At 69.0% G+C, this 15,496-nt stretch carries 16 protein-coding genes; 14 read left to right on the plus strand and 2 right to left on the minus strand.

Annotation, left to right across the window (positions count from 1 at the left end):
* Window positions 1-16: 16 nt before the first annotated feature.
* The 14 genes from DEU36_RS04090 to DEU36_RS04150 all read left to right on the plus strand — a co-directional run bounded on the left by DEU36_RS04090 (window position 17) and on the right by DEU36_RS04150 (window position 14,238).
* Window positions 17-2,596, plus strand: a complete 2,580-nt coding sequence (locus DEU36_RS04090) for an excinuclease ABC subunit UvrA (RefSeq protein WP_120263036.1) — start codon at window positions 17-19, stop codon at window positions 2,594-2,596.
* Window positions 2,597-2,822: 226 nt separating this feature from the next.
* Window positions 2,823-2,906 (plus strand): microvionin family RiPP, encoded by an 84-nt coding sequence (locus DEU36_RS16395; RefSeq protein ID WP_370877347.1) that lies wholly within the window; start codon window positions 2,823-2,825, stop codon window positions 2,904-2,906.
* 58 nt (window positions 2,907-2,964) lie between these two features.
* Entirely contained in the window at window positions 2,965-3,390 is a 426-nt protein-coding gene (locus DEU36_RS04095) for a hypothetical protein (protein WP_147374354.1), read from the plus strand.
* Window positions 3,387-4,583 carry an aldehyde dehydrogenase family protein gene (locus DEU36_RS04100; RefSeq protein ID WP_120263038.1) on the plus strand — a complete coding sequence of 399 codons (1,197 nt, stop codon included), beginning with the start codon at window positions 3,387-3,389 and terminating at the stop codon, window positions 4,581-4,583. Before DEU36_RS04095 ends, DEU36_RS04100 begins: the two co-directional genes overlap by 4 nt.
* Window positions 4,574-5,119, plus strand: a complete 546-nt coding sequence (locus DEU36_RS04105) for a flavoprotein (RefSeq protein ID WP_183045287.1) — start codon at window positions 4,574-4,576, stop codon at window positions 5,117-5,119. Before DEU36_RS04100 ends, DEU36_RS04105 begins: the two co-directional genes overlap by 10 nt.
* Entirely contained in the window at window positions 5,116-7,698 is a 2,583-nt protein-coding gene (locus tag DEU36_RS04110; protein ID WP_120263040.1) for a hypothetical protein, read from the plus strand. Before DEU36_RS04105 ends, DEU36_RS04110 begins: the two co-directional genes overlap by 4 nt.
* Entirely contained in the window at window positions 7,676-8,587 is a 912-nt protein-coding gene (locus DEU36_RS04115) for an AMP-binding protein (RefSeq protein ID WP_183045288.1), read from the plus strand. Before DEU36_RS04110 ends, DEU36_RS04115 begins: the two co-directional genes overlap by 23 nt.
* Window positions 8,584-9,651 (plus strand): hypothetical protein, encoded by a 1,068-nt coding sequence (locus DEU36_RS04120; RefSeq protein ID WP_120263042.1) that lies wholly within the window; start codon window positions 8,584-8,586, stop codon window positions 9,649-9,651. Before DEU36_RS04115 ends, DEU36_RS04120 begins: the two co-directional genes overlap by 4 nt.
* The gene (locus DEU36_RS04125) at window positions 9,644-9,901 is read left to right on the plus strand and encodes an acyl carrier protein (RefSeq protein ID WP_120263043.1); all 258 of its coding nucleotides are present in this window, start codon (window positions 9,644-9,646) and stop codon (window positions 9,899-9,901) included. Before DEU36_RS04120 ends, DEU36_RS04125 begins: the two co-directional genes overlap by 8 nt.
* Before the next feature lie 20 nt (window positions 9,902-9,921).
* Entirely contained in the window at window positions 9,922-10,434 is a 513-nt protein-coding gene (locus tag DEU36_RS04130; RefSeq protein ID WP_120263044.1) for a hypothetical protein, read from the plus strand.
* A complete protein-coding gene (locus DEU36_RS04135) occupies window positions 10,431-11,138 on the plus strand; it encodes a hypothetical protein (protein WP_120263045.1) in 708 nt (235 codons plus the stop codon). The genes DEU36_RS04130 and DEU36_RS04135 overlap by 4 nt, the downstream gene beginning before the upstream one ends.
* The gene (locus tag DEU36_RS04140; protein ID WP_120263046.1) at window positions 11,128-12,237 is read left to right on the plus strand and encodes a hypothetical protein; all 1,110 of its coding nucleotides are present in this window, start codon (window positions 11,128-11,130) and stop codon (window positions 12,235-12,237) included. Before DEU36_RS04135 ends, DEU36_RS04140 begins: the two co-directional genes overlap by 11 nt.
* On the plus strand, window positions 12,227-12,661 hold the full coding sequence (locus DEU36_RS04145; protein ID WP_120263047.1) for a hypothetical protein: 435 nt from the start codon (window positions 12,227-12,229) through the stop codon (window positions 12,659-12,661). The genes DEU36_RS04140 and DEU36_RS04145 overlap by 11 nt, the downstream gene beginning before the upstream one ends.
* On the plus strand, window positions 12,658-14,238 hold the full coding sequence (locus DEU36_RS04150) for a thiamine pyrophosphate-dependent enzyme (RefSeq protein ID WP_120263048.1): 1,581 nt from the start codon (window positions 12,658-12,660) through the stop codon (window positions 14,236-14,238). The genes DEU36_RS04145 and DEU36_RS04150 overlap by 4 nt, the downstream gene beginning before the upstream one ends.
* Here DEU36_RS04150 and DEU36_RS04155 read toward each other — a convergent pair.
* Together DEU36_RS04155 and DEU36_RS04160 are read right to left on the minus strand one after the other, a co-directional pair.
* Window positions 14,233-14,982 carry a GAP family protein gene (locus tag DEU36_RS04155; protein ID WP_120263049.1) on the minus strand — a complete coding sequence of 250 codons (750 nt, stop codon included), beginning with the start codon at window positions 14,980-14,982 and terminating at the stop codon, window positions 14,233-14,235. The two genes, DEU36_RS04150 and DEU36_RS04155, sit on opposite strands and share 6 nt — an antisense overlap.
* Window positions 14,982-15,464: a hypothetical protein gene (locus tag DEU36_RS04160; protein WP_147374355.1), complete on the minus strand. Its 483-nt coding sequence runs from the start codon at window positions 15,462-15,464 to the stop codon at window positions 14,982-14,984. Before DEU36_RS04160 ends, DEU36_RS04155 begins: the two co-directional genes overlap by 1 nt.
* Window positions 15,465-15,496 lie beyond the last annotated feature (32 nt).

Genomic DNA, 15,496 nt, shown 5'->3' on the forward strand with positions numbered 1-15,496 from the left:
CACGTAGGCTTGCCCGATGTCCGGAAACGCTCGTCTCAGCCCCGATGCCTTCGTCCGCGTGCGCGGTGCGCGCGAGAACAACCTCCGGAACGTCGATGTCGATGTCCCCCGCGATGCGATCGTCGCTTTCACCGGGGTGTCGGGCTCGGGCAAGTCGTCGCTCGCGTTCGGCACGATCTTCACGGAGGCGCAGCGCCGGTACCTCGAGTCCGTGGCTCCGTACGCTCGGCGCTTGATCCAGCAGGGCCATAACCCGCACGTCGAGTCGATCACGGGGCTCCCGCCGGCCGTCGCTCTGCAGCAGCGCCGCGGTGCTCCCAGCTCGCGCTCGAGCGTCGGCACCGTGACGACGCTGTCGAACTCGCTGCGGATGCTGTTCTCGCGTGCCGGTACCTTCCCCGAGGACGCCACGACGCGCCTGGACTCCGACGCCTTCTCACCCAACACCGCCGCCGGGGCGTGTCCGGAGTGCCACGGCATCGGCGTCGCGCACACCGTCACCGAAGAGACGCTCGTGCCCGACGCGTCCCTCAGCATCCGCGAGGGCGCGATCGCTGCGTGGCCGGGGGCCTGGCAGGCGAAGAACCTCCGTGACATCACGATCGCGCTCGGCTACGACGTCGACCGCCCGTGGCGCGAGCTCGCCCCCGCAGATCGCGAATGGCTGCTGTTCACCGACGAGCAGCCGGTGGTGGAGATCACCCCGCAGCGCGATCGCGTGGCGAAGCCGTATAAGGGAATGTTCTGGAGCGCGAAGAAGTACGTCTTCCACACGCTGGCCGATTCCGCCAGCGCGAAGATGCGCGACCGGGTGCTGCAATTCGTCCGCAGCGGCACCTGCCCGTTGTGCGGCGGTTCCGGATTACGACGCGAGGCGCTGGCCGTCACCTTCGCCGGCCGCACCATCGCCGAGCTGAACGCGCTTCCCCTGACCGAGCTCGCCGACATCCTGCGCCCGACGACGACGCTGACCGACGCCGTGCCCGCGCTTCCCACCTCGTCGTCGGGTGAGCGAACGGATGTCGCCGTCGCGATCACCACCGACCTGGTGGCGCGCATCGAGGTGCTGCTCGACCTCGGCCTCGGCTATCTCGGGCTCGGCCGCGTCACCACGACCCTCTCTCCCGGCGAGATGCAACGTCTCCGGCTCGCGACGCAGCTGCGCTCGGGCCTCTTCGGCGTGGTCTATGTCCTCGACGAACCGTCGGCAGGACTGCATCCCGCCGACGCCGAGCCGCTCATCGCGGTACTCGAGCAGCTGGCGGCGTCGGGCAACTCGGTGTTCGTCGTCGAACACAACATGGACGTCGTCCGCGGCGCCGACTGGATCGTCGACGTCGGGCCCGCTGCGGGCGAAGGCGGAGGTCACGTCCTCTACAGCGGCACGGTCGACGGCCTCGCCGAGGTCGCGGAGTCGGTGACGCGGCCCTTCCTGTTCCCCGGCGCCGACGACAGCACGACGATGGCCAGGAGCGCGCGCATCCCGACGGAATGGCTGACGATCGAGGGCGCGTCGCTGCACAACCTCATTGACGTCGACGCGGCCTTCCCTCTCGGCACTCTGGTCGCGGTGACCGGGGTGTCGGGTTCGGGCAAGTCATCGCTCGTGGGTGGCGTGCTCCGCGCCGTGGTCGACGCACACCTTCACCGAGACGGTTCTCGCGGCGAGCCGGCCGACGAAACGGCAGATGCCGTAGACGCCGTAGACGCCGTAGACGCCGTAGACGCGACGCTTGCGGATTCGTCACGCGCGGCCGCGTCGGTGCGGGCTGCCTCCGGCCTCGAGAGCATCGACCGCCTCGTCCGAGTGGACCAGAAGCCGATCGGACGTACCCCGCGCTCGAACCTCGCGACCTACACGGGATTGTTCGACGCGGTACGCGCGGTGTTCGCAGGAACCGGCCTCGCACGAGAGCGCGGCTACACCGCGGGCCGCTTCTCGTTCAACGTCGCCGGCGGGCGATGCGAGACGTGCCTCGGCGAGGGGTACGTCTCGGTCGAGCTGCTCTTCCTGCCCGGCAGCTACGGGCGCTGCCCGGCCTGCCACGGCGCCAGGTACAACGACGAGACGCTCGAGGTCACCTACCGCGGAAAGAGCATCGCCGACGTCCTCGCGCTGACCGTCGACGAGGCGGCGGAGTTCCTGGTGGAGATTCCGTCCGCCGCCCGGAGCCTGCATACGCTGCGCGAGGTCGGTCTCGGGTATCTGCGCCTGGGGCAGCCTGCCACCGAGCTCTCGGGCGGCGAGGCGCAGCGGATCAAACTCGCGACCGAGCTGCAGCGCGCCCGGCGCGGACACACCCTCTATCTACTCGACGAGCCCACCACCGGGCTGCATCCGGCGGACGTCCGCCTGCTCCTCACTCAGCTTCACGCGCTCGTGGACGCGGGGAACACCGTCGTCGTCGTGGAACACGACATGGATGTCGTCGCCTCGGCCGACTGGCTGATCGACCTCGGCCCGTCCGGCGGCAACGCCGGCGGCCGCATCGTGGTGGCCGGCACCCCGATCGACGTCGCACGAGAGCCGGCGAGCCGGACGGCGCGGTACCTCGCACGAGCCCTCACGGGCGTCATTCCCACCCTGACCGAATAGCGCGGGGTCGCGGAAAACGAAAGAAAACGCTTGCAATTAAGGCGAACGCCCGTGTTACTATCGCCACGTATGTAGCCAGATGTGGCAAAAGGCCGCACGTGGGGGGTCATCCGTTTCACCAAGCGAGGAGTTTCGTCGAGTTCTGACGCTCTTCGCAACACGCTCGCGCGCGTCTGACCGCCTGCATTGCCGCCGAGATCTCGGCCACGGGAAGGAGGTGGAATTGATGTCCTTGGAACAACTCGAAGCGCTTGACGCAAGTTCAGAGGCGGCGGAAATGGCCGCCAGCCTCGGCAGCCAGTCCTGCTGACAGACAAGCGGGCGGACGCGACCGCGTCCGCCCGCTCCGCTTCTACGAAGAGGTCTCCGTGAGCGCATTGACCCGCATGCTCCGCATCCCGAACACCGCGGCGTCGATCGGTGTCCCCGCATGGTTCGACGACGCGGCCGTCGACGAGTTCGTGGGCGCCGGACCGGTGACCGTCACCGGCGACCGGGCCTGCCATGTCGGCTTCTCCCTCGCGCCCGAGCACCCCACCGCCACGTGCTTCGTCGCGATTCCCGACGGGCATGGCACCCCCGACTGGGTGGCGGCCGCCGTGACGGAGGCGGCGTCCGCAGCGGGGGCGCGCGGGGCGAAGCGGTTCGAGGCCTGGGTGCCCGCGTGGAACGACGCGATCGCGCGCGCCGCCGAACGATCGATGACCCGTGAGGGCCTCCTCGAGAAGGCGGTCTTCGCATACGGCGAGCGCTGGGATCTGACTCTCTACTCCGTGCAGGACGGTGGGCGATGACGCTCGACGCGCTCGACATCCGTCGCGATCTCGACCCCTCGATTCAGCGCACCTTCGAGCAGTCGCTGATCCGCAACGCACCCCGACTGCTCCATCGGCTGACTGAGCAGTGCACGCTGCACAGTGCCGAGATCGAGTTGGCGCAGTCGCTTCGCCTCGCTCGGAATCTCGAACGGCTCGCCACGGCGTCTGCGGCTCCACCCCAGCCCGCCTCCGGAACGGTGTACACCTTCCTCCCGCGCAACAATCTTCTCTACTCGATCGCCCTGTACTGCCTGATCCCCCTCTCGCTCGGGCTCCCGGTGCAGGCGCGAACGCCCGCTGCGCTCTCGGGCCTGGTCACCGAGCTCTGGCAGCTGACCGGGCTCGACCGCTTCGACAGCGCACGACTCCGCGACGAATCGCAGCGGGATTTCACCTCGCGTTCCTCGTCCGAGGACGTGCTGATTTTCACGGGTCGGAGTGAAAACGGTCGTCGCGTCGAGGCGCAGACTGCGCACCGGGCCTTCATCGGATTCGGATCGTCACTGAATCCGGCGATCGTGATGCCGGGGGCGGATCTCGAAAAAGCGTGCGACGACCTCGTTTTCGCCCGCCTGTACAACTCTGGCGCCGACTGCCTGGCACCAGACTCGATCTTCGTTCACGCGTCCGTCTACGCGGAGTTCCACGAGCGGTTGACCGCCCGGCTGACGCTGCTCGACGTGGCCGATCGCAGATCCGCCGGCACGATCGCGCATGCTCCGAGTCCCGACATGCGCACGGCGACGCAGGGGCGGGAGTTCCTCTCGCGGATGACGGACCGCACGACATGGTCAGGTCCCGACTTCGACGCGCCCGATTTCGTTCCGACGACCGTCACGACGAGCGACCTCGACGAGGCCACGCACGTCGAGCTCTTCTCCCCCGTCTTCAACATCGTGACGTTCTCGTCATGGGAGCGCCTCCTCGCGACCTTCGGCTCGGAGCCGTACCGGGGCAGCGAGATGTACCTCAGCCTGTATGGCGAAGCCGGAGGCCCGCTGCCCGACGCCTATCGCCTCTGCGCGTCGTCTACTCCGTTCCATCACGAGGCCGCGCTGCGACCCTTCGGCGGGTACGGCGCGGACGCGACCTGGCTCACCATCGACGGGACCACGACGGGCAGACCCGTCAGTGTGTTCCACACGCTGAGGAGCGAACTGTGCGCGTGACCATGATCGCCACCGGCGCCGTCTCCGCCGCACACCTGCCGATGTATCTCTCCTGGCTGCGTCGACGGGAGGCGCACGGTCTGGAACGCATCGTGATGACACGCTCGGCGGAGCAGTTCGTCAGTGCCCTGTCGCTCCGGAGCATCGCCGGAGTGCCGGTCGTACAGGACGACTGGGACTCGTTCTCGGCCGCCGATCTGCACCACGTCGAGCTGGGCGAGTCGAGCGACATCATCCTCGTCTACCCCGCGACCGTGAACTATCTGATGCGCGTCAGCCTGCTCGCCTTCGACACCCCGTCAGTGGCAGCCATCGCGACGGGTTCGTGCACGACGGTTCTCTGCCCGTCGCTGCCCCCGAGGATCGTCGAGCATCCGTTGTACCTCGCAGCCCGGGATCGAATCCGAGCCGTTCCCCGGTACCGGATGGTCGAGCCCGTCGTCGGAGAGAGCCTCGCGAGCGCGGCACCAGGATCGGTGCCGCCGCCGCTGTGGGAGTTGTGGCCCGACCTGGAAGGAATGGTGACTCAGCCGTGACGTATCTCGACGACCTCTCAGACCCCGTGATGACCGCTCCCATCACCCTCTGGCGGCCCGAGGAGCAGGACTTCCCGATCGACCGCCGGTTCTTCGGTCCTCTGGGACGGCGCTCGCCGGATCCGGCGTCCGATTGGGGCATCTGGCGCGTCATTCGCGGGCGTCGCCCGTTGCCCGCGCAGGGATTCAAGATCCATCTCGCCCCGCGCTTCGACGAGTTCGACGAGGTCCTCGCCATCGCCGAACGCGTCGCACGGGAGTTCGAGCTCACGGTGAAACACGTCGCGCGGCGCGAGTTCCTCTGGGCGCTGTACTCCAAGAACGCGCCCCGGGTGAACGCCGGCAAAGCGATCGTGCTCTACCCCAGACCCGATGATCTGGCCAGGTGCCTCGCTTCGCTCCGGCGAGACCTCGGACCGCGTACCGGGCCTCCGATCGCCGGCGACCACTCGCTCAGCGACACGATCATCCACTGCAGATTCGGCGCGTTCGAGTTCTCGGAGTCGACGCAGTTCGACGAACGCGGACACGCGCTGATCGAAGGGCCCGACGGGATGCTGCGTCCGGATGCCCGCACGGTGGTGCCCGTAGCGGCGGACAAGGAGCACCTGTTCGAGCTCTCCGGTCTCCGGTTCGACGCCGAGCCCCACGCGCTCCCGGACAGGTACCGCGTGCGCAGTGCCGTCGCCGTCCACGCGGGCGGCGGAACCTACCTCGCTGACGATCTGGCCACGGGTGACCGAGTCGTCATCAAACGCGGCATCCGTTTCATCGGCCTCGACGGCCGTGGGCTCGACGCGGCACAGCGGATCCGTGAGGAGACGGAGACGCTCCGGGCGATGGCCGACAGCCCCCATCTCGATGGGCGCGTTCCGGGGCTCGTCGACACGTTCGAGATCGGCACGAGCAGTTTCCTGGTCGAGACCTGGATCGGCGGGGTGACGCTGTTCGAGTGGGTGGCGTCGAACAGCCCCGTGTACGCCGGAATTGACCGAGGCACCGACGAGTACGAGGCTCTCGTGGCAACGTACTCCCGACGCGTCGCGACGATCGGTGATCAGCTGCGCGATCTCGTGGCCGACCTGTCGCTGGCCGGCATCACCCACAACGACCTCCAGCCGGCGAACGTGCTCGTCGCGGACGAGGGCGTCGCGCTCGTCGACTTCGAAGCGGCGAGCCGCGGTGGTCCGTCGGGTGTCCGCGGGGTGCCGTGGGTGTACGGGACGCGCCGGGAGTATTCCACCCAGAGCGATGTCGACGCGGTCGACCAGCTCACGGCCTACGCCTACTGGCCCCCCGTCGTCTCGGCGCATCTCGATCCGACGTGGAGATCGAGGTTCGCCGCGGGCGTGCAGCGCTACTTCTCCGGCCATGCGCCGATGTCGCACACGCGTAACGGCGGCCTCGACGAGCCGTCGGCCGCGCCGCCTGCGGCGGCCGACATCTATCGCGCATACGCCCGAGCGTGCCGCCACTACCTCGAAACCGGGGTCGGTCTGCCGCATCCGCTGCGCTCTCCGCGGGGAAACCTCGACAACCGCTCCGTCGCGAGCCTCGGGTCCGGCCTGCTCAGCCTGCTCTTCCTACCCGGCGAGGACGACGAGGTGCGTTCAGCGCAACAGCGGCTGCTCGATGTCGTGGCGGACGGCCCATCTCGGCCGTTGCGCGTCTCCGACCTCGGTCTCATGGGCGGAGTCGGCCTGCTCCCGGCGGCTCTCCGACGCCAGGGCGACGACGAGGGCGCGGCGCTCTGGTCGGATGCCTATCTGGACCGCCTCGAAGCAACGGAGTTCGACGCGCTCAGCTCGCGGTTGGACACCGGCCTGTCGGGAATCTTGACGGCCATCCTCCTCGGTACCGACGGGCGACCGTCGGGACGTGCCGCTGCTGTTGCCGACCGTGTCGGGCGGGAACTCGACGTTCGAGCCCGGCATCTGCTCCGCGACCATCTCGGGCGCTCGCCAGACGCCGATCAGCGGGGCCTGATGGGCGGAGGCCCGGGGATCGCCCTCGCGCTCGCGCTCTGGGCCAGGACTCACGGGGGCGATGCCGCCACCTCGTACGACCTCATCGACAGCGAGCGCCGCCGCTATCAGGTCGTCAAGCGCGCGCTCTACTTCGTCGACGGCGACAACAAGTTCCGCCCGTATCTCGACCGGGGCAACGCCGGACTGCTCGTCGCCGCGTCGACGATCCTGCCCGCGAACGAACTGGCGAATCCGCGTTGGCAGCGGATCGCCGCCGGGCTGAAGACGGCGTTGGGAGTGGCACCCGGTCTCATGACCGGAGCCGCTGGGCTGTTGTTCGCCGCGAGCGTCGTCAACGCGCGCCTCGGGCACCTGCCCGGGCAGATCGACTCCGCCGGGCTGCTCGCCGACCTTCAGTCGATGCTCGTGCCGACGCCCCACGGCCCGCTGGCGCCGGGCGGCCTCGGCCGACGGGTCGCGCTCGACGGGGCGACGGGCTCGGGCGGAGCTGCCGTCGCGGTCGCCGCACACAGCGGCGACCTCTCGCTCACCGGTCTGATCGACAACCGAACCCACCATGGAGAGCGCTATGCCCCTGTCACTGTCCGCTGAGCGCCGACTCGACGGTCACCGCGTGACCGCGATCGACCCGTCACTCCCGGCCGCCGAGCTGATCGCGTCGGTCAGAGAACGGTGGGACCGCCACGAGACGATCCTCGTCGACTCCGCGTCAGCGCCGGTCGGCGCGGTCCGGCTCGACCTCGGCTCCACGGATGTGGCACTTCTCCAGCGCACCAGCGGAACCACGGGTGCACCGAGGATGTTCGCGTTCGAGCGCGCGGCCGTCGCAGCACACGCCACCGCTACGGCGCGCGCCATGGAGGTGCCGTCAGGACGCCGCGTCGCCATGGCGATCCGCGCAGGGACGGCGTATTACACCAGCGTCGTGCTGATGTCGATGTTCAACGACAACGCGCTGGTCGCCTTCGACCCGCTCGACATCGATTCTGCGATCCGCGCGATCCTGGAGCGGCAGATCGACACCCTGGATGCCGGCGTCCGCTTCTGGCAGACCATCGCGGTCAAAGCACGGCGCAACCCCGCCATCATCGACGCCCTCGCCGACCTCTCCGTTCGCGGGGTCGGCGGAGATCCGCTTCCTCCCTCGGTCGAAGCGCACTACCGGCAGAACGGGACGCCGCTGGCCAACGGGTACGGCTTGACCCAGGCCGGCCCGAATGTCGCGATCGGGCTGCGCCCGTCGGCGAAGGAGGGCAGCTGCGGTCGACCGCTCGACGGCGTCGAATGCACCATCCGCGATAGCGAGCTCATGGTCCGTTCACCGTTCACCGCCGTCGGAGAGGTCGTGGATCACCAGCTCGTGGCTCTGTCCGGAACGGACGACGACGGCTGGCTGCGCACGGGCGACAGAGCTCGGATCGTCGACGGCGAGGTCGTCCCCCTCGGCCGGTTGCGCGACCAGACGAGAGCGGCATCATGATGTCCACACCGCTACGGGCTGTCATCACGGCGACCAGCGTCAGCTCACCCCGCAGCGAGCGATTCAGCGTCGGACTCGCCGACCTGGGCGACGACGTCGAGTGGGCCCCGGATGCCGCCGCACACGAGCTCCGCGACGCCTGCATCAGCCGAGCTCTCGCGGCTGCGCAGGCGAAGGGCTACGTCATCGGGCGAAGAGTCGTCGTCATCCTCGGCGCGCAATGCATCGGGGCGGACCCGGCCGCCCGGCGCTACTACCCGGAGAGCCCGGTGCGGCACGTGCAGACGCTGCTCCCCGAGTCCGAGGTCACGTCACTCGTGCTCTCGCACGCATGCGCGTCGACGGGGGTCGCTGCCGGCGTGGCCGCGGATCTCTGCCGTGCGGGGGCAGCCGACACGGTCGTGGTGTGTTCCTCATCCATCGACGGCTCCCTCGAGGAGGACACATTCCGAGACGCACGGGCATGGGCCCCCGAGGTGCGCCCCTTCGATCAAGCGGCATCCGGCACACGCGTCTACGGTTTCGCCGGTGCACTGGTCGTCCAAGCCGCCCCGGCGCCGATCGGCGATGACCCGGTCATCACGGGGTGGCACGCGCGGAGCATCGGCGGCAAGACCGTCTCCGACCCCGACGAGGAATACCTCGTGATGAGCGAATCCGCCCGCAAGGCGGGTAGAGCACCCAGGCTCGTGATCGCGCACGCGACGGGCACGAAGCAAGGCGACCAGGCCGAGCTGCAGGCGATCGCACGGTACGCCGACACCCACGACGTCGCGGTCGAGGTGCTCGCCAACAAAGGCGCCGTGGGACATGCGGTGTTCGCCGCGGGAGTCGCGTCGATCGTCACCGCCGTGCGGGTTCTGTCCGGCGTGCCTGTCGGCGGCAGCTTCGGACTTCGAGAGCCGCTCGAAGCCCCCGGCAGCATCCGGCTTCTTCGGGAGGCGGAGGGCGACGCCCGCCTCGATCTGTCCGGCCGGCACCAGGCGGCACTGGTCAACGGGTTCGGATTCTCAGGCAGCAACGTCGCTTTGATCATCGAAAGAGAAGGAGAGAACCATGACTGACTCGGAACTGTACGATTTCGTCCGCGTCGAGGCCGGCCGGATCAACGAGGAGAGCTACGCGGATGTCGTCCTCTCCGACGACACCGTCCTCGCCGACGACCTCGACATCGACTCGCTCGCGATGCTCGAGCTGTGCATACGAGTCGAGGAGGTGTTCGGGGTGGCTGTGGCCGACGAAGTGGCAGCCGAGATCAAGACCGTGGGAGACCTGCGCCGGTTCCTCGACTCCGCCGAGACCGTCCGCGCCTAGCCGCAGCGGAGAGGACCGACGTGGAGCCCGACACCAGCTGGCGAAGCCATCTGCACGGCAAATGGACCTACCTGCGGCGGTCTGCCGAGACGCGATCGTCGCAGGATTACAGCCGTTTCGACATCCATCGGCTGTCCGACGGCGACCACATCGGGCGCATCGATTCGCGGCAGACGTTCCCCCGCGTCTTCCAGATCGGCATCGAGCTGGAAGACCGGGCCCTTTCCAGTGGCGCCGGGCTGGACGCCGCCATCACTTTGGGCGCATGGCTGTTCGACTTCCGTGAGGCGTACGCGCTCGCCGTGATCACTTCTGTCGACAACAGACCGCTCGATGGGCTGTTCCGCCTGGGCGTCGCTCGCCAGACGGCGGTCTCGCCGTCGTATCTCAGCGAGGGATCGCTGTCGCGCACCGCACGATGGGGAATGGTCACGAAAGAGGATTTCGAGCCTGCCAACATTCTCCTGTCGCGCATTCGGGATCGGTATCCCCCGCGTCTCCCCTCCCGCGTGGGGGCGAGTGAACCAGCATGACGGTCCTCGTCGTCGGCGGCGGCCGAGGCATCGGCGCGTCCCTCGTGAACGCTCTCGACCGCCGCGGAGTCGGGGGCGTGTTCACCTATCGATCGAGCGGAGCTCGCGCCACGCGCCTGGCCGCGAGATGCCGGAGCTGGCGAGCGCGGCATCTGGACCTCCTGGGCGGGCACGAGACCTCCGAGGTCCTGGCGCCCCTGGGCGGCGAGATCTCGACCGTGCTCCTGTGCGCTGCGGCGGGTCTCGAAAGCGAGCCCGATGCGACCGCAGCTCGGACCGTCAACGCCACGGCGCCCGCGAATCTGATCCGCACCATCGCGGACGGGAACCGCGTCCCGTTCGCAGTGATCTACGTGACATCGACCGACGCCCACCACCACCTGCCGGATCGATCCGACGACGAGGAGCCCGACATGTACGACCTCACAGCGCGAACCAAACGAGAGGGAGAGTCGTTGCTGGCGGACGTCAGCGACGGATCGAGCGGATGCCGTTCGTTCACAGCGGTCGTGGCGGACCTCGTCGTTCCGTCGACCGCGCACACCATCTATCGCCGACGCGATCCGGGAGCCGTCGAGCGTCTGGTCGCGGCAGGCCGGTGGGTCGATCTCGCCACGGTCACCGACCGACTGGTCGACGCGACGCTGAGGTCAGAACGCGGCGAACGTCTGCCGCGCGTCATCCGGGTGCAGCATGACTCTTGATCTCGACGCTCCCCGAACCGCTTTCCCCGGCGCACATTCGGGACCGGGCGCATACTTCCTGCCGTCGATCGGCGAGTACCCCATCTACGACGATGCCGCCTATCAGTTCATGATGGACGACGAGCCTCGCGTGCGCGCTTTCGAGCAGGCTCTGACAGACGCCGTCACCGCGGACTCGGTCGTCGTCGAGCTGGGCTGCGGCGTGCACGCCCCGTGGGCGCGCCTCGCGGCACGGCTCGGGGCGCGCCGCGTGGTCGCCGTCGAGCAGCTGGACCACGTCCGCGAGGCTGTGATCTCCGAACTGGCGAACGACCCCCGATATGCGTCGATCGACGTCCTCTCTTACGACGACTATGTCGCATCGGGCATCCGACCCACGATCCTCGTGAGCGAGATCGTCGGCGCCATCGGCAGCTCCGAAGGTGCCGAGCAGATCGTGGGCCGAGAGGTCGCACGTATCGGCGACCCCGGAATGGTGGTGCTCCCGCAAGGCTGGATCACGAGCGTCAGCGCCTTCAGCTGGCGACGGATGCTGAGGGGCGCCGAACCCGTGTTCACGCGAGAGGCCGATCGTTACCGCCGCGCACTCGAGGAGACCGTCGGCAGCGGCGACATCCGGCTGTGCGTGGTGGGACGGCAGGTCCAGCTCGGCCTGCTGTCTCGCCCCGCTGCCGTCGAGACGGCCCGTTTCACCGGCGCCGCCTCGGACGTCGCGTCCATTCCGGCCGAGGTGGCCGTGTCACGGACGGGGACACTGGATTCGTTGCTGTTGTCGGTGGACGTGAAGATCGGCACGCAATCGGTCGACAGTCTGAGTTCCCGGTCGAGCTGGCTGCCCGTCGTCGTCCCCCTCGGCAGCACCGAGCTACCCGTACGCCCGGGGGACGTGCTCGAGGTGCGGATGCACCGGACCCTCGAGACGAATCCGGTGTGCCCCGACTACGTCGTCGACTGGCGTCTCCGGCGCGACGGCGAAGAGGTCGCTCGCGGAGCCGCCGAGCTGCCCTGGCGACCCGACCCGCATGCCACGAGCAGCGCCCTGCACGTCAGGCTGGCGAGCAGCGACTCCTTTCTGATCGGAGACAGCCATGACCACTGAGCACACCGTCGCGGCCGACGTCGCGCTGGACTATCCGTCATGGCATATGACGATGGGCGAAATCGTCCTCGCCGCGTGCCGTCAGCACAGCCCTGACCTCCACGACGACTTCGATGTCTGGTTCGACTGCGGCCCGCTTCTCGACTGGATCTCCGTCGAGTACCCGCAGCGTCGATACAGTCCGGGTTACCGGGTCGTGCCCACCGAGCTCATGAATGCGGATGCCTGCCGCGCATTCGGGCTGCTCGCGAAAGCGGGATTCGACGGCAGCGCCTTCGCGGTGGGCGCCACCGACCCGACGCTCGTGCGCATCGCCGCCAACGCCCATGACGGCGAGCGCGATGCGCTCATCATCAGCGTTCGGCGGACCCCCGCGGGCACCTGGGACGTCACCTCCTCGGCATTGTCGGGAGACGCGGCGTGACGACGGGACTCGCGTGGGGCCCGGTGGCAGCCGCCCTGCGCGACCTGAGCGACCTGCAGGTGTTCGGTCTGCCGCTCGATGAACCCGGCCTCCTCGATGTTTGCGCCTCGGAGGAGCGGTCGGTCTTCAGCGACGAGCGGACCGCCGCGTTGGCCGCGTTCGGACGCGCGACTCTTCAGCCCGACGCGTTGACGGTGCTCGCCCTCGAGACCGGGCCCTCCTTCGTCAACGCGCTCCTCGGTCTGTCCGAAGCGGCGTCAGGTCGCGTCCCCATGCTGGTCGTCGTCGAGGCGGCTGCTCCCGAGCGGCGAGGGTGGGGCACGTTCCAGGACCTGCCGGTCGAGGAGATCTGCCGCGCCCTGGGGATGCCGACACGGACGATCCAGCAGTCCGACGACCTCGTAGCCGAGATCAGCGCGGCCGCGCGGAGCACGTTCCGCCACCGGTCGCCCACGGTCGTGGTGGTGCGCTCCCGCACGGGGTCGGAATGGGAGCGTGGCAACGGCACCACTCGCGGATGGTCGCGCACGCCGGGCCCGCCGATTCGACAGACGCGCGAGTCGGTTACCGCGGCTCAGGCGATCGACGAGCTCCGCGACGCCGCGGCACGACGCGCGCGGATCGCGGTGATCGTCGGTGGGGGCGCGAAGCGAGCGCATGCCGGCGCCGGGGATCTCGATGCCTTCGTGACTCGGCTCGACGCGTCAGCGCTGGTGACCGCTTCGGGCCGCGGTGCGGTCGACGAGTCGGGGGCGCGCTTCGTCGGCCTCGCCGGGCTGTACGCGACGCCGGAAGGCCTCGATGCGCTCGCGTCGGCGGATGTCGTCGTGTCACTCGGGTCAGCGCTCGAGGAGACCGTGCGCGAGAGGTGGGCGCCGAAGCCGGGCGCCACGCTCATCGTGGTCGACGAATCCGAGGTCAGGTGCCCGGCCCACGATGGCCGACGGCTCGACGTCATGTCCGACGCCACGGCGTTCCTGGCTCTCGCCCGCGACGCCTTCACGGGCGTTCCGGTTCCGCCCCGGATCCCGAGCGCCCCTCAGACCAGACGGCAGGGCGCATCCGAGATGGTCGCGACGTGGGCTCAGATCGAGGCCATCGTGGTCGACGGGAGTTTCGACGTCGTCTGCATCGAGAACGGCCTCACCGACATGTGGGGCTACGACCCGCGCTTCCTCACGATCCCCCCGTCGACGTCTCTCGTCGTGGCGGCGGAGCAGGCGGCCATGGGCGCCGCGCTCTGCGGCTCGCTCGGCGCGGAGCGCTCGCAGCAGACGCTCGTGATCTGCGGCGACGCCACCCTTCGCATGCATCTGGCCGCTGTATCGGACGCGGTGGAGCACCGCCGGTCGGTCGCCTTCGTCGTGTCGAGCAATTCCGGGATGGGCTGGCCGTCCCTGTCGAGAACCGACCCCGATCTCACGACGTTCGCATGGAACCGACGTCTGCCCGCCGTGCTGTCGTCGCTCGGCGTCAACGTGAGCACGCCCGCGGAACTCCGCGCACAGAAGCACCTCACGGAACCCGCGGCGACGTTCTTCGACGTCCATCCGGTGGCGCCGCCCTGGGAGTCATGACGCTCCGGTGCCGATGTCGACCCAGCCGAGATTCGCCACGGCGTTCACCGCGAGCAGGAATCCCACGATGCCGATGATCCAGGCTGTGGTGGCTTGAGCGTTGCGCGTCAGCCACCGGTCGAGCCGCGTGAGCGGCCCCTCGAGTGCGTCATGCGCCACCAGGCGCCCGACCATGAGGATGAGGGCCGGCAGGATCATGACGACGCAGTATCCCGCGATCGTCGCGATCGAAAGGGCCGGACCGACGTCTGCGGCGGCGACGATGCCGATCGCGGCGAGATAGGGAACCATCGTGGCGAGTTCGAGCGCTACAGCCACGATCGCCAGGCTCACCAGCCCGAGCGTGGCACCGCGGGAGGGCTCCTCGTCCATGATCCGCTTCCGCCAGTTCAGGATTCTTCCGCCACCGGCCGCCGCCCGCTCGGCCGCGCGGGCACGTGCCTTCTTCGTGTCCATCAGCCAGCTCACCCCGATCAGCACGATGCCGAGGACGAGCACGGCGACCAGGAAGCCAGGCGAATCCCAGAGGTCCCGGGTACGCGCGACGATCGCGGAGAGGCCGAGGTAGAGGAGAACGCCCACCACGAGGTAGGCGGCAGCCACGGTCGCCAGGTAGCCGACGACGCGGCCGGAGCGCAGCCTCCCCGGAGCCGTGAGAAGCCAGACGGGAATCAGCAGGGTGCCGAAGCTCGTCGAGTCGACGAGCGCAAGGACGACGAGGGTTCCGAGGGTGCCGAAGTCCATCAGGACGGCCCGAGCTGGAGCCGGCGTTCGCACACCGCGGTCGACGCGCCTCCCTCGGCACGGTGCGACGCAACCTCTTCGCCGTCGACGAGGATGCGACATTCGATCCACGTGGCACCCGGCCCTGCGTCGACCTCGATCCGACTTCCGCGGAACGGGAATGCGACATCCGTCGGCACGGTGAACTCGTGCTCGAACGGAAGCTCGACCGAGTCTTCGGCGAAGCTCTGGCTGTCACGCGGCGCGTCGACGGTGACCGAGATCTCGCCGGTCTGCGGCGCGTCGCTCGTCACCACGGCGGTCACGATGATGTCGGCACCGGCGCCGTCAGAACCACTGCCCCCGGCAGGCGGGTCAGGCGTCGCCGGCCCCGTGGCCGTGAGTCCCTCGACGGTGTCGTTGATCACTCCGCATCCGGACGCGCCCGTTATCAGCCCACCGACGATGGCAACGGCCAGGATCGTCTTCCGGAGTGCTCTCATCGCATCGCTCCCTGCGTCGGTCGGCGTCACCT

Source organism: Microbacterium sp. AG238 (assembly GCF_003610405.1).
Classification (GTDB): Bacteria; Actinomycetota; Actinomycetes; order Actinomycetales; family Microbacteriaceae; genus Microbacterium.